Raw genomic sequence first — 21,199 nt, 5'->3', positions numbered from 1 at the left:
AGAGCCACCTCAACCCACGGGCGTCTATTTGCCCTTTTGGGGCGCAAAGGCAAGAAACATCTCAGATGACCAAGAATAAGGAGACGGTCCGGGAATATCCGCTCGCAGGACATAGAGACTATGCTAGGCCCTTGCTGCATCATCTTTAGAGAAAGGTTACTTCAGCACCGTCGTGCTTGACTGCGAGTTTGTCCATCACTGTCGCACACTCCCTAAACTCTTCGCGGTACCGGTCGAGGTTTTGGTAGTCCAAATCGTTCAGTTTGTCAGGCTTAACCTCAAGCTCTTTGATTTGCTTCTCAACCTTCCAACGATGTGTCAGAAGAGCCGTTGAGATGAGATCAATTTGGTCCTGCTCCAGTCGTATTTTCATAAATATCCTTACAATTTACACATAAACGCCCCCGAACTGCTCCACACGCAGCAGCCGGGGGCCAGGCATCAACTGCAATCGGAAGGCTGGTTAGCCACCCAATCCGTTGCTCAACTGAATGACTGTCGGCGCAACAGTGGCCACTTTCTCCAGAGTTGCGGACATGATGGTTTCAACAATGGTAGGGGTATTGTAGAGACCCATTCCACCAGCAATACCCGTGGCAAATGCCATCATCGACTGACGGGCGATGCCACCAATAATGCCTACCAGGATGGTGGAGCCAGCAACGATCCGGCCCAGAGTACCTTCCGTCCATTCGCGGAGGGTAGCCCAGACATCATCGAATTCAGCGCCACCACCACCTGCATACGCAGTGTTAGAGATGAGAAACGACAGCGCCAACAGACCCAGCATAATGATCGCAGGCGAGGTGCTCAAAGTACGAGCGGACTGTGCAATGTTCATATAGAACACTCCTTTTCTTGCAGTTACTTCACTGATTGCAGCGGCCTGATAACAGGCTCACTCTCCGGGGTGCTGTCACCAATAACCCAACGGCGAGGCTCAATTTCGGTATAGATATAGCCAGTCACAATGAGGTCTCCATTGGTGTCCTCCCAAGGCGCAATCCATATCCGCATAACCTGAGCCGGTGTTCTAATGGGGACAGGCTTGTTAGGGAGACGCGGTGCAACATAGTTGTTGATCACTTCGTCGCCCGAACTCTTCAACGGGCTGGAAGGCGAAGCCCTCTGCCCTGTTTTGTCGGGAGTGCTGTCTGCTGTCGCCTCAATCTCTTCAGGGCTCATGGGTCTTGGCACTTGCCCATCATTTGTGGCTGCATAAACATCCCGAGCTGACATGCACTGGACGCCGCTTGGCATACCGGGACATGCGTACTCACTGTTGCCGATGTTGAGGGATGAACAGCCGGTGACAGTTGTCAGCAGGCCGCCAACCATCAACATCCTCATAAATGGTACTGAAGGGCGGCGAGAACCCACGCCTGCGTTTCTTCCCTTTTTGGTAAAATTCAGCATTTTCTACCCTTTTATTCGGCTTTTGAGCCCCGAACCCGCAGTGAGGAGCCCTTGGTCACTATGATTTCGACTTGGCGCCCAGCATCAATTTCAATTACCGGGAAGATCCCCTCCGCCATCTGGATGTAGAACTGAGCGATACGATCCAATGCGCTACTCGCCCCCTTTGCTGCCGCGCCTTGGGCCAACGTGTTAGAGAACTCTGTTTTCTGGAACTGTGTCTGCCCGGTGTTATCGAGGTTGAGCGTCGGTACAGCGTCAACATCGAACGCTTCCGCAGCACCACTGAGGAAACCAGCCATTAACGATTTGGCGATTATCTGGCCCTGTTTAGATACAAGACGGCCACGTACACCGGCCTTGCCATCTTCACCTACGGCATAGGAGTCGAACGGCGCTTCGATGACTTCGCCGTTGTCCTTCACGCAAGACAGTGTTTCACCGCGCAGGTAGGCCCTCTCTGAGCTCAAGTCACCATATCCGGAAACAATGAGGAAACACTCTCGAATATCTGCACGGAACCGATTGGGGAGAATGGCTTCTTTCTGAATTCGCAAAGTGGCCGGGAATGGATCCTGTCGAGCTCCTTGTGCCGTCGGCGCATCCATACCGGTAATCAGCACTCCTGTTATGATGGATCCTGCGGGCATGTAAATGTCATCTTGCTCGGTTACCACATCAGCGTCTTCATCCGACTCTTCGCTAGACGATGAATAGCTGGTGATCACCAAGCTCTTTGGTTTAGATGGTTGCCCTCGTTTTGTTCTGCCGTCTTGATCAGCCTCCTCGTCAACGGCAGGGACGGGCGCATTTTTGAAGAGATCCTCTGGATTGGAATAGGATAGATCCGCTTCATTCACCCGATTTACACCATTTACGCGATCACTGTCCGCTCCACCTTGCCGTCCGTTATTGCTAGTATCACCATCCTGACTTGAAATGGAGGCTCCGCTCTTTATCTTCTGAGATAGCTCTCGGTTTTGCTCTTTCAGCTTCTTTAGCTCTTCCTGCATTCTCGCCACATCACGACTGAGAGCGTCATTTTGAAAGGCAGCCCCCGTGTTACGAGCAACTTCGTCCTTGAACCTCTCAAGATCCCGTTTAAGTGTTTCATTTTCCCTGGCCACCAGCTTCAGGTCGGCAGAGAGCGCATCAATACCGACCTCACGAGTATTTGTATCGGTGAGAATATGCCGGATGCTCTCTTCCCTAGATGTTTTCCGCTCCTTCGTTTCTTGCCCCGAGAACATCGAAACGATGGAGATAATGACCACAACACCCAATCCAACGGCGACAATCCTTTTCGATTTAGGGCTAAGGTTCTCCCAAAATCCTTGAATCATTTCATACCTCCCAACAATGATGGGCGCTTGGAAGTCGGTGCTTTACTTCTGATTTGCTTACGAGCCACATAAACTTCCGTTTTCTGACCTGGCTCCAGCACTTTCAACGGCCATGTAGTGACGGCTGCCACATCCCAGTTTCCGCAGGTTGCTTCTTGGAACTCACGAGCATCACCAGAAACGTTCTCCGCAATACCGACAAACACTGAGAGGCTATGCCCCATCAGCATCTGCCCGCCTTTAAATGTCACCTGTATGCCTGGAGGCTCGCAGCTGGGCGGCGCGACATTATTGGGTATCTCGGTCATGGTGTATCCTTGGGGTATTTCTCCCAACGCCAGCTTCCGGAAAACGGATCGAATGGTCTCGACATAGGGCTGACTTTGCTCCCACCGCTTTGCTTTCGGGCTTGCATACAGGCCTGCAGCCATGATCTGACCTTCCATTTTCAGGAATACTTCGCGGGGTGGGATCTTTCGTGGCACCATGGTCAAGCTCAGCGCCTGAGCTTCACTACCCTTCTCGGTAATGAACATAGTGACGGGGTGTTCTTTATCCGTCGCCACATATACGACGTTATCCTTGATACACACCTCGCCGCATTCGCCCTCTTGCTGACCACCGGTAAGCGATGTTGACAACACTTCGGGGTTACCGAATGGCGTTACAATGCGATTAGGGTGACCGATAGCAACTGGAATGATTTGATTAACCCCTGGCACCATGGTCAACACAGAGTCCTGCGAAACTTGAGCACCTGAAAAGCTGGAGCTAGGTGGCCTTTTCTGATCTTCTTCTATTGCCACTTTTCTAGCTTCGTGTGCGGCGTTTTTCATTATGCTTGCCGGGACAACAGGTATCGAATCTTCTGCGCTTGCTGTCGCTGATGTGGCCACTGTAACCGCCAGAGCCAATACTGTTCTTTTGATCATCATTGTGTGCTCCGGCGCTCCTCTCTGCGTTGCAACCTCTCAAGTACCTCCGTTGTATGCGGACGACCTTCATAGGTATCCATATACTCAATCACCGGCACATAGTTAGAAATCTCTAGTTCGAACTCGTATGTCCTGTCATTGCGAACTTCTGCCTCATTCGACATACCTTTGGTGAATGAATACCCGTATACAAAGACCTTTCCTGTTTTCTGCTCATACTCAACAAACCTAGGCTCAAATCTGATACTCACTCTGTCATTTATTATTTGCTGGGATTGCACCTCTAAAACGTTGATCACATCGTTGTAGATAGCCGGAGACAGTAATCTATCGATGCGATCTTTGATAAAACCCACGCTGGCCGGAGTAACGTTTCCAAACAGCTGTGCTAAAGCAAATCCCCAAGCTTCCTTGTAGCCAACAGAAGCATCATCAGCAGTAACCCAGGCTTCATCATGAAGGGTGAAAGGTTGGATAGTGACAATGGTTTTTTTGCTAAATAGCAAGGTGGACAGGACCAGTACAATCGCCACTAGCCCTGCGATAAACACTCTGCTCCACCTATTCTCGTTCTGGATACCCTCCCAGGTTTTCAAATACGTCTTGAGGTTCATGGAAAGTACCTCCGAATAAATGGGTTCTTGAATATCTTCGATTTCGTGATGGGTATGCCTGTCCAGTACAACATGTGGAGCAAATAACCGTCCGGATGGTTGTCCCGGAACTTTCGGTAGAGGTTCGTGACGACAAGGCCAATGGCGGTGCAAATGAAGGCTTTTCCGAGGACCACCCCAACTACGAGACCTATCAACATTGGAGCGAGTTCGTCCGCGCTCCACATCAGAAGATGTGGTGGCTCGTCAACTCGCCGTGGAATTCTTACAGGCTTCATAAACCTCCCCTTACGGTTTCTGGCGTTATTTTCTGATAACCAAGGAGGTTGGCTGACATGTGCTCTCGCCCTTTTTGGGCAATTACAGCCATCTAGCAAAAAAAATGCGGCCTGAGACCGCACCGTGGACACTGGTGAGAACTTGACAGCTACTGAGATGTGCTCAGCAGGTCGAGAATGCTGAATCCAGAGACTCCCATGCCCGCTAGCAAGCCAACCAGGAAGAACACACGCCAGACGATTCCGATCTCACCCACTCCTACCGCATCGTTGTCCTTTCGCTCCATACACAACTCTCCGTGCAGCTAGAGACACTGCTTGTTACCAGGTCAGGGCTCAAACGAGGCGCGTTCCGTCGCCAAGTCTGAGGGATTAACTACTCTGGTGGCGGTGGAATCTTTCACATGTGAAAGATTTGGGGGCCTTCAACAGCCCCCATGCATCAGACGCGCTTTTGAAGATTGCCCATTGTCAAACCGATCAGAACACAGCAAACCATCATGACCACCGGGATTATGACCGGGTTGAGTGCTATGGGTGCGAAGAACGCTATCCCTAGCCCCAAAATCAGGTAGGTCGTAAGCCGAATACTGTAGCGGTGAATCACTGGAGAAGCATAATCGAAGTTTGTCCGCTTTATTTTCCAGGTCATCGCTCCGTCATACAACGCCGGAGCCAGTAAGATCAGCATGTACGGCGCCCATAAAAGGAACAACGCACTACGGGTGAAGAACTGGTACACAACATTGGCAAGTGCCTCCATACGCCCCTCTACCCACTGAAACCACCAGGATCCCATGTTCTGCATTCCTCTGGATCTAGCCCGCTCGTGTTCCGTAGGGATGAGCGTAAAGTACATTCCTTCATAAAAGCCCGAGTCGATCATCGTCAGGTGATACCAATCATCGGCTTTTCTGCGGATCCAGTAGCGAGCGCCCGAACCAAGATTGGACTCCACGAAGCGACTTTCTTTCTCGATAGCCTTGTCCGTCCAGTCCCCTGGCACCAGCAACAAGATCACAACCAACTCAATGACCAGCAGCCAAACGACCAGCCACAACGGCTTCTTCATAATTGACCCTCCTCAATATGTTGCGGATCCGCTCACTTGTAATTAGCTCGTACAGAACCGTTCTCAAACTGCTTTCGTTCTCGTGTAGCTTCGGTAGGATTCTAATCTCGCTTGAATTTGAGTGCTTTGCATACCAATCACTAAACCTAATTCCGCTTCCCACATGCCAGGATGCACCTGTACTATCCTGAATTTCGATTTCCATGCATCGTGCGGTTTCGGTTATAAGACCATCAAGGAAGATGCCAAAGCGAACTGTATCGTCTACCTTGCCACCATTCCTGAAATGAACAGCTTCGCTATATCTGATCAGCGCTCCCTCGATGATTTCATATATCACCGGCTCCTCGTCAGCATATATCTGATCAGATATGTAGTCGCTAATTTTCTCCAACACTATTCTAGAAACGGGCCAATCAAACTGTAAAAGAGTCATTAGCTCAATATTCTTTTTGCCTCTGGCCCTGAGACCGACCATCACCCGAGCATAAGGATGCTGCATTGTCATCTGCGTCACCTCATATCTTCCTAACTGGTAGCCACTGATGTGTTCTGGCGCCTGTCTAGCTCAAGATGGGCAGCCGTCCCTTGACCAGCTTCCCACCAGAAATTTTGGCTATGAATTCGAGGTTGGGAAGCATTCCCAGCAACTGCGGAGAAAACATATCCGCCTCTTCTTCCATAAGACGTTCACCTTGATTACCGCCGTGCATTATCGGTTCGTCGCCATGTGTGTTTTGGCCTTGCGTCCGCATGACATACTTCACCCGCGTCTTGGGTAACTTATCGGTGATGTACTCCTGGGTCTCCTTATCCTCGATGCGAAGAGCAAAGGTGTTGTTGATGTTGCCGAGCACTTGGCTTGCTTTGTCTTTACTACCCAATCGAGCGGCGAAATCAGCAAAAGTCTGCGTTGCAACGAAGAGACGAAGTTTCGCGCCGCGACCTTTGTTCAGGAGCTGAATGAATGGGTCATTGATGACCTCCGCGGCCTCGTCCACGAAGATGTTGACGACCCGGTTATTGACGCCGAAGTTATAGCGATCCCCGGCAACAGCTGTCAGGTCTGACAGAAGAACCGAACCGATGGCACTACCGACCATACTGTCGGTCAGTGAATCCAGGCCGATATAGGCTACCTGACCGTTATTGATAATCTTCGCCGTGTCAGTGATGCCACGGGTGTCATTGAGATCGCTAGGATCCGGTGAAAGCATTTTGCCCAACTCACCGGAGGTCAGCATATTCATGATGGGGAGCAGGTTTGCCACCATCTTTGAGAAGTGGGTAGCGTCATGCTGGTACATGCTTAGGAGTCCCTCCAGCTCGGAACTGGGATGCTCCGGCTGAATGAAGTCGTAGTAAAAACGGAGCATGGCAAAGGCGATCTTTTCCTTGTGGCCGTTCTTCGCCTTCTCGCGGTACGGCTCAAATTCGGCCTCCCAATCAGGCTTTACCTGCTCCGCATAGGCTTCTACGGCCTTGATCACCAGTCCAGCCGCACCACCTTCCAAGAATCGACGTAGTAACGTCAAATTCGGACGTTGGTAGGTCATAACGAGCCCTTGGGCAATGTTGTTCAAAGCTTGCCACGCGAAACTCTTAAACGGGTCCGCACCTGCTTCCGAGGGTATCAGCGCGGCCAACCGACTCGCAATCTCGGTCACACGAGTGAAGTTTCTCAACGGGTCAATCCGAACGGACTCTTCAGGGAACGCCGGATGGAAAGAGACAAACCGTTCAGGCTCACCTATCGCCTCGCAAGCCCGTCTCGCATTATCGCGCATCTCCTTATCGCCTTTCGGATCAATGATAATGACCGACTCGCCCCGTAGAATCGCTTGCGAGATCAGGATGTCAAACATACGGGTTTTACCGGCACCGGTAGTGCCTGCAATCAGGGTATGCCCTTCCGTGTGTTTCATTGGCTGCATCAAAATCTTTTCTTTAGGTTCGACTCCATGAATCCACGGCGCGCCCATCGGGTCCCTTTTTTCCTTTATGCCTAATTTTCTGGCAATCTTCTTGCCAGCCCTCTTTTCAACCATCCGGGCAAGCTTGTCTCCGTTCGTTTCTAAACTCACAATGCTCGACCAATCCCGCTTCATGATTTCAAAAACGCGCTGTGTATGCCTGCTCTCCCAATCGAACCCGGTGCCAATCCACATCTCTTCAGGGTGTCCCTTCATGATCTTCTGAAGTTCCTTCAGGGATATAAACTCCAGTTCTCGGCCACGAAGGTGCTTCTTTAGATTATGCAGCCGTATGGCCTTAGGCAGTTGTGCCATCACCATCACACCACAGATACCTGTCATCCAGTAAAAAGGCTCTGGAGGCATGGTGCTGTATTGATTCACGGCCAAAGCAGCGGTGCTTGCCGCCACCCACCCCATCACGGCCTGCATTTCATAGTTCGGCCGCCATGGCATTTCATAATCGAGGGGATCATATTTCATGCTTGACTGTTCTCCTTGACCAGCAGGTACAACTTGCTCTGTCTATATACCATGGGAGGTTCTCCCTGCCCGCGAATAAGGCATGCCCGTAAAGAGCGTCTGCTTATTTCTCGGTATTCCCCAGCAATTAGATCAAATGACTTGGCACTGGTGACCAGAAAGTCACCCTCCTGGATACCGCGCTGACAATCCACTTGCCTTCACGCTTAATCATCATCTGTTTCAAAAGCTCAATTGCTGCTTTGGGTGTTATCTGTTCCGGCTTGATGTCGTCAAAGTCGGCGGTCATTCGCCCCTTGCCTTTCGGCAACAAGTCGCTCTCTTCGATTTCCGGGATGACCACCATTTTTTTGGCCCCAACCTTCAGGTTCGTTTTGGGCTCAGCAACGACTTGCTCAGGAGGTCGAGCGCGAGTGCTATTCTGCTTCGGTTCCTTATCACCTACCTTGTCCGGTTCCTGACTTGCCGCTTTCTCTGGACGCCTTCTCGGCGGTTCGGGCGCACCGCGATCTCCTTTGTTCTGCGCTGGTCGATTCGTCGTGGCAACCTTGGTTTTTTCTGGCTTCTTTGGTGCATTCTTCTTGCTGCGCTGTGGTTCGCGCTCAAACATGCTCTGAAGCCCTTCTCTACTCCCTTCGGCCTCATTCAGCGCATCGGTAACAAGGCCGGAAATCTCGGGAGCTAGCACAAGCCCCTTGAGCCCCTTGAATGTCTGGATCTTTCGGCTTGGCAGAACTGGATCACCGGCAATCAAGCCATCATCCCAGAGACGCGCAAGTACGTTGGACGAATCCCCTATAGAATCAGCCCCTTCCGGATAGAGAATCGCCGCCTGGCCTTGGAATAGGCACAGCACCTCTCCCAGAAGCGCCTCCCCATCCAAAACGGGAAAAATAGCTTTGCTGAGGAGCGATTCGGATTCTGGGGTAAGAGCCTTAAGCCTGGTAGCGAGCTTGTCTCTGGCTGACGGTTTGTCTGATCCCGAAGTCGCTGCTACTGGAGCAGGAGGATTCACTCCCTTAGCTTCTAAGGGCTTGGGCTCGGAGGGCTGTTTGGAAAGAGGCGAGGGTTCTCCAACAGGGGAACGATGGGGCACATCTTCACTTAAGGCAGCGTCCCTATGTCCCACTTCTGCCAAAGCCCCTTTCTTCTTACCTTTCTTCTTCTGGCCGGGGAACAAGCTACTGATGTCCAGCTCACGCGAGGCAGCACCACCGAACATATTGCTCTGGTCGGCAACTGCGGTAGTTGGTTGCGCTGATGCCACACCTGCGAGCGGTGAGGCCTCTGGCGCTGGCGCAGATACGAGCTCACAGCCATCACTCTTTCCTTCGTGGGGAGCGGGAGGTGTTTCTTCTGCGCAATCTAGGGGCTCGGTCACAGCGGCGTGATCGCTTTGGTCTGGTGCGGATTCTGGCAACGGCTCCTCTGCTGGCTGCTCCATACCAAATGCTTCAAATGGAAAGTCCACGCCGTCCCCGGTCATCAACCCATCCAGGGGAGCCGCTCCACCAGCGCCTATCTCGGGGACGCTCGCTACCAAGTCATAGGCGTCTGCCAGATCGCGACTCGGTTCAGCCGGATCGGCTCCGTCGTCGTTACCGGCACTGTTTGCCACGTCGGCCTGTTCATCCTCTGTGTCCACCCCGCCTGTACCAGCACTGCTGTCGTCAATGTCTTCGAATTCGATAGCAGGCTCTTCCCTCTCGCCGACTATCACCGCCTTTACCGGTGCTGGAGGTTCGGTGGTGAATACCAGCTCATGAGACTCCAGACGGAGACCCAGCAGCTTTACAGAGCCGGGAGGGCGACCTTCCTGAAGCATTTCGGGACATACCTCCCAGTATCGGTAGTGTGCCGATTCGCCGTTACTGCCCGAGACAGCATTCGGGATTGCAAATCCTCGCTCGATGAGAATGTCCGCCAGCGTGTCCGGATCTCGGGGAATACCAGGGATCTTGTCCTTCGTGATCATCTCGTAAAGGTCGCCCAGCTGCCGCCAAGTGATAAACACGCCCTGATGAACATGCCAAACCCGCGCCCCTGGCTCATTTACCTTCCACTTCCCGGTCTTGACCAAACGGCGGATAGCATCAAACACATACCGTTCGACAGGTACTCCGTAGGAGAACTCGTCCACGTCTAAACGGCTTTGTTTCAGGTCTCTTGAGACACTCTCCTGGTCCGCCTTGAGCATGAGCCTGGTAACCGGCTGATTGGTACTGGTTCCGGCAATAGCCTCCAGCATGGCCTCCAGGATCTCAGGGCCAGCTTCTGACAGAAACTGGAGCACGTTGGGCGGAATAATTCGCTCGATTGTCAGCAGGGAGAACTGCTCATGCCGCTTGTGACGATTGTCTCGCCAGCGCAAGAAATACCGCTCTACTTTGTGGTGTGTTGCCCACCCATACAGAGTGTTCGCATAAGGGTTCCAAGTGACAGAGCCATCTTTGTCAGTTACTGAGACATCAGACAGTGGCTTTCCCACGTCATGCAACAAGCCAGAGAAGCAGCTTGCCAGGCGCCAGCGGGGCTCATTGTTTCTCCGCTCGCGGGGAGAGCCTTCCATTGAAAAAATGACCGCCTCAGACGCTTGGGCGGCCCAGAAGGCAACCTCCAGCCCATGACGGAATAATCCGCCCGCCCCTCTGTGATGGTGCGCTTCTGAGGCGGGTAGCAGATGCACAAACTCTGCGTAACGTTGGATGACCGGGAGAATCAGCTCGTTATGCTGCTCCCGGTTAAAGCCAAGGGCGTTCCGGATCCGTTCCACCAGCTCATCCTGCGTTGCCACAACCTTATCGACGGGGGCAACAGGCAAGCCTTTAGCAAAAGGAGGATAGCGTGGGATCTCCTCTTCATAGCTATCCACCTCTTGAAGCTTGGTCTGCTCTATCGGAGCAGTCCTGGCAAACAATCGACTCAGGGCATTTAGCATTCAAATTCGACCAACCAATCTATGTAAAGATGGTTAATCCTCCCAGATTCTGTCTTCCACCCTAAACCGTGTATCCGTCCAAAAAGGGCAAATAGAGCCCCCTGTGGTCAACAAAAGACGCCGTAAACTTACAGCGACTTTTTTGACTGAACTGGAGCTTTCCAATGACGCGCATACCTTTCCTATTTATAGGCGCTGCTCTGATCGCCGGTTGCTCAAGCCCTCCTGAGAAGAGTCCAGAACCTGAGAGAACCCTGATAAAGAACAAACACGAGCGTGTCAGCCGCGACCTGACGCTCTCTTGGGACAACATGGGCAGAGGTGGGGCCGCTATCAGGCAACCGGCATACATTCATGTACTGGGCCAGGGCACCCTCCAATCGAACGGAACGAAAGCCTCCATCCCGGACGCGAGTACCGAAAGCCTTTATCAACCTCACACCGTTGTCGAAGCCATGAGGCAATTCGACGCCATGAAAGTCGCCGATCAGGCAAAGCAAGCTGACAAGACCGCGTACAAGAATGCCCGTCGTGAGCGTACTGGCCACTCCCTCTACGAGCTATCCCGCTGGGAGCGCTTTTGCGACGGCGGAAAAGGGATGGATGAGGCAGACTGGCTGTTCGTAACGAAAAGTGGTGGCGCCGACAGCATCCCGGTTCCAGTCCAGGGCTCCTGCAACATACCGACATATGATTATGCAGGCTATCTCGACGCATGGACGGGATTCTGCACCGGTTCAAGCGTATCGCCAACACAACGTGACATTGTTCGCGTCAGCATCCGTCCGAAATCTCAGGTGAACCCATGCGAAGCGCTCAGCGAGTAACCCCAGTGTCTAGCGAGGAGGCGCTGAGCAGAAAATCTGAGCTGTGTGACGCCTTGCTCATCATGTTGGAAGAGGCCGGTTCTCGGGGGCGCCGCACGATGCCCTTTGCGTCATCAGTGGCATCCTTGAAAACCTTGCTCGCGACTACGGAGAAATTGCTCCTCTAGTTAATCCTTGGTCGTTTCTCCTCGCACCCGAGCGCTCCTGGCCGAAGCACTTGGCCGACCTAAACGGCACAGTGCCCACCTCATCTATCCCATTGCTTGATATCGAGCCTCAACAAAAAAGGGAGTTGTAATGGAACTCTATCTTTGCGAGAAGCCGTCTCAGGCGAAAGATCTGGCTGCCGTCATGGGGGTTACCAAGCGTGGCGAAGGCTGTCTTCACGATGGTAACAACAGGACAATCACATGGGCCTACGGACACCTTCTCGAAATGTTCATGCCCGAAGATTATGACGAGCGATACAAATCATGGTCTCTCGACACCTTGCCTATCGCTCCGGAGTCGTGGAAGCAAAAGGTGCGCGAGTCTTCGTTCAAACAGTACAGAGTCATTGAAAGCCTACTGAAGAAGGCTTCGACAGTCTTCATCGCGACGGACTTTGACCGCGAAGGCGAAGCCATTGCCCGTTCACTGATGGATAGAGTGAGGTACTCCGGGCCGGTAAAGCGGATCTGCCTGACTGCTCTCGATGAGTCCAGCATTCGCAAGGCGCTCTCTAATATCCGAGACGGCAAGGACACAATGCCTCTCTATTACGCAGCCTTGGCTCGCCAGCGGGCGGACTGGCTGATCGGCATGAATGTCAGCCGCCTCTACACGGTACTGGCCAGGCAAGTAGGCTTTGATCAGACACTCCATGTGGGCCGGGTTATCACTCCCACGGTAGCCTTGGTCTGCCAGCGCGACAATGAGATTGAGAACTTCAAGCCCTCCCCCTTCTGGACGCTAACTGTTGGGGTTTCTGTTCAGAACGGACAATTCAAGGCGCACTGGATCTCTCCCGAGGAGTGCAGCGATGACCAAGGCCGCTGCATCAACAAAGCCTATGCCGAGCAAGTCGCCGCCCAGGTGAAAGGTATGCAGGCTGTCATCTCTAAGTCCGAGACCAAGGCAGGCAAAGAGTCTGCGCCTTTACCATTTGATCTGACCTCACTTCAGCAGTATGCAAGCAAACGCTGGGGATACACCGCGCAGCAGGTGCTAGATGCTACACAGTCACTGTACGAAACGCACAAAGCGACTACCTACCCTCGTACCGACTGCCGCTACTTGCCGGAATCCCAGCGACAGGAGATTCCTGACATCCTTCAGGCTCTTATCCTGTCTGATCAGAGCGTTTCAGGTTTGGTTGCCGGGGCAGATTCGAATCGTACTTCCCGAGCATTTAACGATAAGAAGGTCACGGCGCACCACGCCATTGTTCCGACCCCAGCCAAGACGAACATCAGCGCCATGTCTGAGGTCGAGTTCAACCTCTACGACGCCATCCGGCGGTTCTACATCGCTCAGTTTTACAGCGCCTTCGAATTCAACCGGACAGATATCGAGGTCAAGAGCGGCAACCACCTGTTTACGGCCACCGGCAAGGTGCCTGTCAAACAAGGCTGGAAGGTACTGTTCAACTCCGACAACGAAAGCTCTCCAGTTGGTGACGACGAGCAGGATGAGCCTGCAGTTGAGCAGGATACGCTGCCCAGTATGAACCAAGGTGAGCCTGCCCTCATCAGAAGTTCGACCCTTGAGGACAAGATGACGCGCCCTCCGGCGCACTTTACTGAGGCATCGTTGTTATCGGCTATGGAGAATATTGCTCGCTTCGTGACGGAGCAGAAGTTTCGACAGATCCTGAAGGACACGGCGGGCCTGGGCACGCCAGCAACCCGTGCAGGCATTATCCAGGGGGCCGTCGAGAAGGGCTACTTCAAAAGACAGAAGAAGCTTCTGACTGCAACAGAGAAGGCCCATGCACTTGTAGCCGTGCTGCCCCCGGCCATAAAGTCACCAGGCATGACTGCCGCCTGGGAGCAGGAGCTGGAGAAGATTGCTACCGGGAGCGGGAACATGACATTGTTCATGAGGCAAATTTCCCAGTGGATCTGCACCCTAGTGGAGCAGCTCAAGGGTAATGCTACTGGGCTGACCCAAGAGAATGGCCCTCTCGCGACGGCATTCTCTGGCGCCAAGCCGCCAGTACACGATTGCTTTACCTGCGGTGGAATGATGAAGCGTATCAGGGGATCTAAAGGGTTCTTTTGGGGATGCCAGAATGATGCTTGCAAGAAAACCTTCCGCGATAGCCGTGGCAAACCGCTTGACCCAGACAAGGCGAATACCCCGCCTAAAAATGCCCCGAAGTGCCCTGAGTGTGATTCACCGATGCTCAAACGCAAAGGAAAGCCGAAAGATGGAAAGAAAGCTTCATCGTTCTGGGGGTGCTCAAACTATCCCGACTGCAAGGGTACGAAGCCAGTGAAGCCAAAGCGTAAACAAGCTACGGAATGAGGTATGCATAATCATCCTCGGCGATGTTTATCCGTCCAGTGAATCGTGCCCCTTCAAGTAGCCAGGAGTAATAATTAATGGCAACGATAGAACTAACAATTGTAGAGAATAAACTCTTTATGGATGAAAGACTGTCTATGGAGGGGCTTCGACTACTCGCAAAACTGACGTCCCATTCTAATGGCGGCCTTATAGACGAAATGGACTTAAATGAGGTACGCAAGAATGTGAACCTCGATATTAATGAGCTCAATGAGCTTCTGAATGAACTGATAGAGCGTGGTTATTTGAGGTTCTTTAGGAAACATAAACTCCGTAGTGCTAATCGTCAGTGGAGCATAAAGCCAGCACAGCCAATGATCACTTGATGGCTTGAGGGCTTGAGGGCTTGAGGGCTTGAGGGCTTGAGGGCTTGAGGGCTGTGGCTGGTAAAAGTCACAGCCTATCCGAACTCTGCATTCGCCGCCTATCCGGCGCTAGGCAGTCGGGGGCGCATGGACCACAGGCGGGCGTTGCCGGCAGAGGTGCCCTGAGCTCTGCGCACGCCAAAAATCCGATTCAACTGAGGTGAACACCCCTTCTACCCACTTTGATCGCACAGCTGCGGCCTCTCACGCCCCAGAATGCTCCTGGCGATACAGCATCAGCGAAGCGCGCCCCCGCTCAAATACCGGCGATCAATTCTCACCAATGAACCCTCGCGAATCAGCCCCCAACGCCGCAGCCGACCTTCAGCCGCACCCCGCCGGCCAGAATATCCCGCACGCCTTTTGTCATGCCGTGACGCTCCGGACCGTGGGCTTGTGCTCGTTCAGATGGAGACGGATCCGCGACACGCCCATTACGCGCACCAGCTCCGCCGCACGCCGGAGGTCTCGGAATGATCTCAGCCCGCCGCGTTTTTTCTGGATCTGATATTCGTAGCTGTCGGCCCTGGTAACGACATGGAAGTCGCCGGCATTGTCTTCGACGATGTAGACGGTATGAATGGCACCACTGTCGACTAGGGCCTCGAGGACGGACTCGCTGACCAGCTTGGTCGACAGCGGCTTCTTGAGCATATTGGGATCCAAGATTGAACGATCTGGGCATTTTAACAAGTTACCGCGGCGCCCGCCCTGCTAGCCCCGGGCGTCTCCATTTAACAGAATCCGCATTATACGCATTATACGCATATAAATACTTGATTTATAATGAGTTTATGATTGCGCATAATTTTGCGATCATCACTCAGAGGCGGCCTTCTGCGGTCGATTTCCATCACCGGAGCGTTCCAGCAAGGAGTTGCTAGAGAAGTACCCCGCCGCCAAAACTATCCAGGATGCCGTAGCAGTTGCGGCCGCCACCAACCCGATGTTGTCAGGCGGCAGCCCTGCACTGGCACTTGCGAGGACTGCAGGCAGCACTGGCCACCCGCAAGGCCAAGCACTGCTGAAGCTGATTCACCTCTCAAGTCGTGCAAATACACTGCTAATAATATATAGTGTGCATATAAACACATCTAAAGGAGGTGCGCTATGTCTCTAGCAGCTGCCCATCGCCCTGATCCCGCCGTGGTCTTAGGTACCGCGGTACTCAACACACGTCCACTGCTGGGCCTCACGCATGAGGAGCTCGGCCGCATTCTCGGTCGGGACCGGACAACGATCCAGCGCACCGGCATCGACCCACTGAGTCCTGCTGGCCAGTTGGCCGTCCTGCTGATCCGCGTCTACCGGTCGGCACACGTGCTGATGGGGAGTGACGACGGTGTCAAGCACTGGCTGGGCACCGGCAACCGCACATTCGGGCGCCCGCCCCGGGAGCTGCTGTTCTCGCTGCAGGGACTTGTGCATGTCGTCGAGTACCTGGATGCCTACCGGGGCAAGGTATGATCGACACCATCGAGAACTCGCTACAGGCCGTGATCGAGCCCCTGGAGGGTGAGTTGTACCGGTACGCCGAAGATCAGGAACGTTCGGTGACCCGCCCCCTTGTCGGCTCGCTTGAAGAGCATGAGGTGCTCGAAGAGATCCTGGAAGGGACCAAGCCCCCTTATCCCGAGAACACCGAGGATTATCACTACCTGCTTAAGACGCCCTTTCGCTATCCGCCGCTCCCCTACGGCAGCCGGTTTGGTCGCAAGCATGAACACGGCATCCTTTATGCGTCGGAGACCTACGCCGCGCTTCAGATGGAAGTGGCCTTCTACCGTTTCAGTTTCTACCATGACATGGAACAGCCGCCGGTGTCCCTCAAGACCCAACACATGCTTTTCGCGTTCGACTACCACGCCTCAGCGGGCCTTAATCTCGCAGGTCTCGATGACGACGAAACGCAGCAGCGTTTGCGGCACCCGAGCGATTACAGCCTGACGCAGGCGATCGGCAGCTGGGCCCGGGAGCGGGACATCCAGGCGCTGCGCTACTGGTCTGCCCGCGCGGCCACGCCTGAGACGAATGTAGCAATTCTGGAGCCACTCGCGATAGCGGGCCTCCCCCGACCGATGTTCAACTTCACGGTCTACGTCTCGGAAGCGTTGGTCAGCCTCACAACGGGCTCACACATGCAGTCCGATTTCGACCGGGACATAGCACTCGACGCACTGCTGGTGAGCGGCCAGCTGCCCCGACCCGCCGTCTGAATCCCGACAGGCGGCGCCACCTCGGTATCGGCTTAGACGTGTTTCCGGCCTTCCGAAGCAACGCCGTTAGGTACCGCATCCGGCAGTGTCTTCAGCGCCCCCAGTTCGCCACGGCGAGTGTACCTATCGACGAGGAAGTCGAAGCCATGGCCTTGGAGATTTTTGCCGTCCTTGCGCGCCAGCCAACCGCTGACAGCGCCCCCAAGAACTTGAGAGAGTTTCCGATCTGCCCGCGGCAGGCTGGGACTGAAGCTTTCACGTGAGGGAGAGAGAAGATCAGCTTAAGAGTCCCAGGCTGCGGTCATACTTCCGCCACACGCTGATACGGTATTCACCGTGGCCAATGTCACACCAATTGATTGCTGTCACCTCCCCGTCGATATCGGTAATGCTGGGCGATTTGGTCGCACCTATTTAATAGAACAGGATTATTCGCCCATTGCTCATCGACGAATTCCGGCCCCCTTGGGCTCGGCCAGCAGTCTCTCCAACTGCCTACGGTCAATCCAAGCGATATCGCCGGGCGTCGCATATTTGAATGCCGCGACGGCAGCCCCCGTTGCAGCGCCTTTTGGTGCGGCTCACCTTCCAGCCAGGCGCTGAGGAAACCGGCGGCAAAGGCATCGCCGCCGCCCAGCCGCTCCACTTCGATGGCTTTGAACGCGGGCACGCAGTGCAGCGCGCCGTCCGGCGTCAGCAGTGCGGCACCGGCGCTGCCGCGGGTCATCACCAGCACCGTATCGGGCGCCAGCGACTGCAGCCTTCGCAGGCTGTCCTCGAAACTCTCCGCCGCCAGCTCCGGCCAGAGCGTCGCGATGTCCCGTTCGGCGATCAACAGCAGGTCGAGCCGTGGCAGCAGCGGATCCAGGCACGCCCGCGCCGCCTCCGGCGTCCACAGCCGCTGCCGGTAGTTGACGTCCAGGCTGCACGGAATGCCGGCGCCTCGGGCCAGTTCCAGCGCCCGTTCGGCCGTGGCGCGCGCCAAGTCCGACAGACCCAGGGTGATGCCCGAGGTATGGAACAGCCGGGCGGCGCCGGGCCGGAATAGCGCTTCCGGCAGCTCCTCGGGCTGCATCCGCGCCATCGCGGAGTCGGCCCGGTCGTAGATCACTTGGCTGCGATGCGGCGCCCTGCCCGGCTCGTAGAAATAGATGCCGAGGCGATCGTCGCCACCGTCGCAGACATGGCTGACGTCGACCCCGTGCTGACGCAGGAACTGACGTACCAGGTCGCCCATTTCATGGTTTGGCAGGCGTGACAGCCAGGCACAGTTGAGACCCAGGCGCGCCATGGCGCTGAGCGTATTGCCCTCGCAGCCGCCGACGTGCAGGTCGAACTGCGCATTCTGGCCCAAGCGCTGCAGATGCGGCGGCGTCAGGCGCAGCAGGGTCTCTCCGAGTGCAACGATATCGTATGGCATGATCACTCTCCTCCGGCGTCTAGCGGACCTTGCCCCGCGCGTCCACCTGACGGCTGTGGCTGAGCTTGCCATCGCGGCAGAAATGCACTTCGTCGAACAGGTTCGACACCGGGCAGGCGTGGTTCGGCACGATCAGCAGCCGGTCGCCGACGACCGGCAACGACGCACAGGCGCCGAAATCCAGGATGCCGTGCTCTTCGCTCAGGCTCCTGACCCGGGCGGCGGGGTATCCGACCACCTGGCCGTAGCCGTCCTGCCCCAGCAGGTCGGACGTCAGTGCCTTGCTGCCGGCGTCGACGATGACCCGGCCCGGTGCCGGGACGCTGATCACCGTGGTCAGCACCGCAAGGGCGCAGTCGTCCTCGCCACAGGCGCCCGCCGCCACCTGCGACCGGTCCTGGTAGACGTAGGTGCCGATGCGGTACTCGTTGACGACCGGCGCCTCGTGGGCGTGCCACATGCTGGGCGTGCCGCCGCTGCTGAACACCTCCAGTTCGATTCCGCGCGCCTCGCAAAGCGCCGTGGCTTCGCTGAACCACTGCTGCACCCGGGCCTCGTTGTAGGCCGCGGGATAGGTCATCAGCCCGCGCAGCCTTAGGCCGGGCAACTGCTGTACCCGGGCCGCCAGCTCCGCGGCTTGCTCGGGACTCTGAACGCCGCAACGGCCGGCGCCGGTATCGCACTCGACCAGCACGTCCAGCGACAGGCCGCTGTCGGCGAAGGCCGCGGACAAACCGTCCAGCACCGCCGCACTGTCGGCTACCACCGCCGGGGACCGCACCCTTGCCGCCAGGGCGCGCAGTCGTTCGAGCTTGGCGGCACCGACGATGTTGTAACTGATCAGGATGTCGTCGAAGCCGGCGTCGGCGAACACCTTGGCCTCGCCGATCTTCTGGCAGGTGATCCCTTTCGCACCAACGTCGAGCTGCTTTTGCGCCAGGTAGGGCAACTTGTGGGTCTTGATATGGGGACGCACCTGAATGCCGTGCAGATCGCAATAGCGCTGAAACGCTTCGATATTCGCGTCCACCTTCGCCTCGTCGATCACGACGCAGGGGGTGTCCAGTTCCGGGTACAGCATCGGTTTTTCTCCTGTTTCCGGCGTGAATTCGCCCGATGAGTTCGCGCAGGGGCGCCGTACCCGAAGGGCACTTCCCCGGTGCGAACGGGATTGGCGCAGCCTGTAGAATGCCGGTGAGCCTGCGAACCGCACCCGAATGTCTGGTGCGGTTTACTACGTTCACCAGCACTCTACTCTGCTTTCTCTACAGCGCGTGGGGATCTTCCACGATCGGCCAGATCGCCCGCGTGAGCTTGCGGTAGGCGTTGGTCCGGGGATTACTCGGATAAGGCGCACCGGCATCGCAGTAGATGATATGGTCGCTGATCCGCGCGAAGGCATCGTAAAAGTGGTTGGTCGACTTGATCAGCAGTATGGGCTTGGCGCTCGGGTCGACGCCGAGATTGCTGAACAGGTCCGGCGAGAACGACTGGGAACGCACGCTGTTGAGGATCACGTCGACCTCGGTGCCCTCGAGGCGGATCCAGACACTGTCGCCGAGCGGCACCCGGCTGTCGCCGAAACTCTGCATCGCGCCGGGCACGATCCGGCGGATCTCGACGCGGGCGTCCATCGGTGCCCCCGCATTGTCACCGGCCTTGCCGCCGAAGCGCAACTGGATGCGGGCACCTTCGCCGGCCGCCATGCAGAAACGCACCGCCACGGGGTCCCAGATGGTCCCGAGCGCGAAATCGGTCACGCCCATCTCGAGCATCTTGCGCAGCACGAGGGTGGCGTCGCCGGCCACCCCGCCGCCCGGGTTGTCCCAGACATCGGCGATGACCACCGGCTGGTGTTCGGACGCGAGCGCCTCGCGAACCGCCTCTTCCGGCATGACGTAGGGGGCGGGTCCTGCCGCGGAACGAGAACAGTTCCATGCCGAGCTCCTCGGCCAGCGCATCACCGCGGGCCTGGTCGCCGTCGGTGATCACCAGCACCCGGGTGCCCATCTCCGGCACGTCGCCCGCCATGAAGCCGTGGATGACCGAGATCGACAGGATGCCCGGCTCCTGCTCGAGCCGCGCCAGCTTGTCGACGAAACCGCGCATCGGTTCGAGACTGGTCGGCAGCACCTCGATCATGCGGCAGTCGAACACCGACTTGGTGGTGTCGATCTCGCCGCGCATGCGGCGGATCGCCAAGCTCACCAGGTCGCGGGCCCGGTCGACGAAGTCGGTATGGGGGAACTCCTTGAACGCCACCAACAGGTCGGCGTTGGCCACCCGCCTGGCCGTCAGGTGGCTGTGCGGGTCGAACTCGGCGGCAACGGTGGCTTCGGGGCCAACGATGGCACGCACCCGCTCCAGCAGATCGCCTTCGCAATCGTCGTAGCCGTCGGCGACCATAGCACCGTGCAGTCCCAGAATCACGCCGTCGACGGGCATCGCGGCCTTCAGTTGATCGAGGATTTCATCGCGCAGCTGCTCGTAGGTGCGGCGATTGACCAGCCCACCCGGCTCGGCCCAGGTCGCGGTGCCTTCGACCAGTTCCCAGCCCTGCGCCGGTATCTGCTCGCGGCAGGCGATGAAGGGCCCGCTGCACAGCGTCGGAGTGTCCGGATGTTCGCCGGGCCCCGCGTAGAAGCTCTCCTTGAACGAAGACATATCGGTGAACACCGGCGAGAACGTATTGGTCTCGGTCGCCAGCGAGGCCACGAATACTTTCATATCACACCTCGGTATTGGGTGCCCCGGCCGTACGGCCGGGGC

The 21,199-nt window shown here is 55.9% G+C and carries 20 protein-coding genes and 1 pseudogene; 5 read left to right on the top strand and 16 right to left on the bottom strand.

All coding sequences use genetic code 11. The annotated features are described in order from the left end of the window. Window positions 1–145: 145 nt before the first annotated feature. The 11 genes from ACFQDL_RS31525 to mobH form a co-directional block, all read right to left on the bottom strand. Window positions 146–373: a hypothetical protein gene (locus ACFQDL_RS31525; RefSeq protein ID WP_379913798.1), complete on the bottom strand. Its 228-nt coding sequence runs from the start codon at window positions 371–373 to the stop codon at window positions 146–148. Between the two features lie 90 nt (window positions 374–463). After that, the gene (gene traA, locus ACFQDL_RS31520) at window positions 464–841 is read right to left on the bottom strand and encodes a TraA family conjugative transfer protein (protein WP_379913796.1); all 378 of its coding nucleotides are present in this window, start codon (window positions 839–841) and stop codon (window positions 464–466) included. 23 nt (window positions 842–864) lie between these two features. Further along, on the bottom strand, window positions 865–1,416 hold the full coding sequence (traV, locus tag ACFQDL_RS31515) for a type IV conjugative transfer system lipoprotein TraV (protein WP_379913794.1): 552 nt from the start codon (window positions 1,414–1,416) through the stop codon (window positions 865–867). Window positions 1,417–1,427: 11 nt separating this feature from the next. Further along, window positions 1,428–2,759, bottom strand: a complete 1,332-nt coding sequence (locus ACFQDL_RS31510) for a TraB/VirB10 family protein (RefSeq protein ID WP_379913792.1) — start codon at window positions 2,757–2,759, stop codon at window positions 1,428–1,430. Then, entirely contained in the window at window positions 2,756–3,694 is a 939-nt protein-coding gene (locus ACFQDL_RS31505; protein WP_379913790.1) for a TraK domain-containing protein, read from the bottom strand. Before ACFQDL_RS31505 ends, ACFQDL_RS31510 begins: the two co-directional genes overlap by 4 nt. Beyond that, window positions 3,691–4,308, bottom strand: coding sequence for a TraE/TraK family type IV conjugative transfer system protein (locus ACFQDL_RS31500; RefSeq protein ID WP_379913788.1), 618 nt, complete (start codon window positions 4,306–4,308; stop codon window positions 3,691–3,693). The genes ACFQDL_RS31505 and ACFQDL_RS31500 overlap by 4 nt, the downstream gene beginning before the upstream one ends. Beyond that, complete coding sequence (gene traL / locus ACFQDL_RS31495; RefSeq protein ID WP_379913786.1) at window positions 4,305–4,586, bottom strand: type IV conjugative transfer system protein TraL; 282 nt, start codon at window positions 4,584–4,586, stop codon at window positions 4,305–4,307. The genes ACFQDL_RS31500 and traL overlap by 4 nt, the downstream gene beginning before the upstream one ends. A 442-nt stretch (window positions 4,587–5,028) precedes the next feature. Next, on the bottom strand, window positions 5,029–5,658 hold the full coding sequence (locus ACFQDL_RS31490; RefSeq protein ID WP_379913784.1) for an IncC plasmid conjugative DNA transfer DtrJ family protein: 630 nt from the start codon (window positions 5,656–5,658) through the stop codon (window positions 5,029–5,031). Next, window positions 5,615–6,166, bottom strand: a complete 552-nt coding sequence (locus ACFQDL_RS31485; protein ID WP_379913782.1) for a hypothetical protein — start codon at window positions 6,164–6,166, stop codon at window positions 5,615–5,617. The genes ACFQDL_RS31490 and ACFQDL_RS31485 overlap by 44 nt, the downstream gene beginning before the upstream one ends. A 55-nt stretch (window positions 6,167–6,221) precedes the next feature. Then, a complete protein-coding gene (gene traD / locus ACFQDL_RS31480; protein ID WP_379913780.1) occupies window positions 6,222–8,114 on the bottom strand; it encodes a conjugative transfer system coupling protein TraD in 1,893 nt (630 codons plus the stop codon). A gap of 127 nt (window positions 8,115–8,241) precedes the next feature. After that, the gene (gene mobH, locus ACFQDL_RS31475; protein WP_379913778.1) at window positions 8,242–11,052 is read right to left on the bottom strand and encodes a MobH family relaxase; all 2,811 of its coding nucleotides are present in this window, start codon (window positions 11,050–11,052) and stop codon (window positions 8,242–8,244) included. Window positions 11,053–11,216: 164 nt separating this feature from the next. On the opposite strand from mobH, the gene ACFQDL_RS31470 reads away from it, so the two are divergent. The 3 genes from ACFQDL_RS31470 to ACFQDL_RS31460 all read left to right on the top strand — a co-directional run bounded on the left by ACFQDL_RS31470 (window position 11,217) and on the right by ACFQDL_RS31460 (window position 14,755). Beyond that, complete coding sequence (locus tag ACFQDL_RS31470; protein ID WP_379913776.1) at window positions 11,217–11,879, top strand: hypothetical protein; 663 nt, start codon at window positions 11,217–11,219, stop codon at window positions 11,877–11,879. A gap of 297 nt (window positions 11,880–12,176) precedes the next feature. Next, a complete protein-coding gene (locus ACFQDL_RS31465) occupies window positions 12,177–14,387 on the top strand; it encodes a DNA topoisomerase III (RefSeq protein WP_379913774.1) in 2,211 nt (736 codons plus the stop codon). 77 nt (window positions 14,388–14,464) lie between these two features. Beyond that, on the top strand, window positions 14,465–14,755 hold the full coding sequence (locus ACFQDL_RS31460) for a hypothetical protein (protein WP_379913772.1): 291 nt from the start codon (window positions 14,465–14,467) through the stop codon (window positions 14,753–14,755). A gap of 405 nt (window positions 14,756–15,160) precedes the next feature. Here the strand turns inward: ACFQDL_RS31460 and ACFQDL_RS31455 are convergent, their stop codons facing one another. After that, window positions 15,161–15,448: a hypothetical protein gene (locus tag ACFQDL_RS31455; RefSeq protein WP_379913770.1), complete on the bottom strand. Its 288-nt coding sequence runs from the start codon at window positions 15,446–15,448 to the stop codon at window positions 15,161–15,163. Between the two features lie 456 nt (window positions 15,449–15,904). Between ACFQDL_RS31455 and ACFQDL_RS31450 the strand changes: the two genes are divergently transcribed. Both ACFQDL_RS31450 and ACFQDL_RS31445 read left to right on the top strand, forming a co-directional pair. Next, window positions 15,905–16,261, top strand: coding sequence for an antitoxin Xre/MbcA/ParS toxin-binding domain-containing protein (locus ACFQDL_RS31450; RefSeq protein ID WP_379913768.1), 357 nt, complete (start codon window positions 15,905–15,907; stop codon window positions 16,259–16,261). Beyond that, on the top strand, window positions 16,258–17,010 hold the full coding sequence (locus ACFQDL_RS31445; RefSeq protein WP_379913766.1) for an RES family NAD+ phosphorylase: 753 nt from the start codon (window positions 16,258–16,260) through the stop codon (window positions 17,008–17,010). Before ACFQDL_RS31450 ends, ACFQDL_RS31445 begins: the two co-directional genes overlap by 4 nt. Window positions 17,011–17,356: 346 nt before the next feature. On the opposite strand, the gene ACFQDL_RS31440 is transcribed toward ACFQDL_RS31445, so the two are convergent. The 4 genes and pseudogenes from ACFQDL_RS31440 to ACFQDL_RS31425 all read right to left on the bottom strand — a co-directional run. Beyond that, the gene (locus tag ACFQDL_RS31440) at window positions 17,357–18,430 is read right to left on the bottom strand and encodes a sugar kinase (protein ID WP_379913764.1); all 1,074 of its coding nucleotides are present in this window, start codon (window positions 18,428–18,430) and stop codon (window positions 17,357–17,359) included. Between the two features lie 19 nt (window positions 18,431–18,449). Next, entirely contained in the window at window positions 18,450–19,511 is a 1,062-nt protein-coding gene (locus ACFQDL_RS31435) for a D-TA family PLP-dependent enzyme (protein WP_379913762.1), read from the bottom strand. 184 nt (window positions 19,512–19,695) lie between these two features. Beyond that, window positions 19,696–20,325, bottom strand: a complete 630-nt coding sequence (locus ACFQDL_RS31430) for an MlrC C-terminal domain-containing protein (RefSeq protein WP_379913760.1) — start codon at window positions 20,323–20,325, stop codon at window positions 19,696–19,698. A gap of 34 nt (window positions 20,326–20,359) precedes the next feature. Next, window positions 20,360–21,157 (bottom strand): annotated as a pseudogene (locus ACFQDL_RS31425) (M81 family metallopeptidase); the annotation flags it as partial. Between the last annotated feature and the right edge of the window lie 42 nt (window positions 21,158–21,199).

The sequence above is a fragment of the Marinobacterium aestuariivivens genome, from assembly GCF_042661465.1.
Lineage (GTDB): Bacteria > Pseudomonadota > Gammaproteobacteria > Pseudomonadales > Balneatricaceae > Marinobacterium_A > Marinobacterium_A aestuariivivens.
Note: the sequence above shows the minus strand (reverse complement) of the source record. Positions and strands in the feature narration are given on the sequence as shown.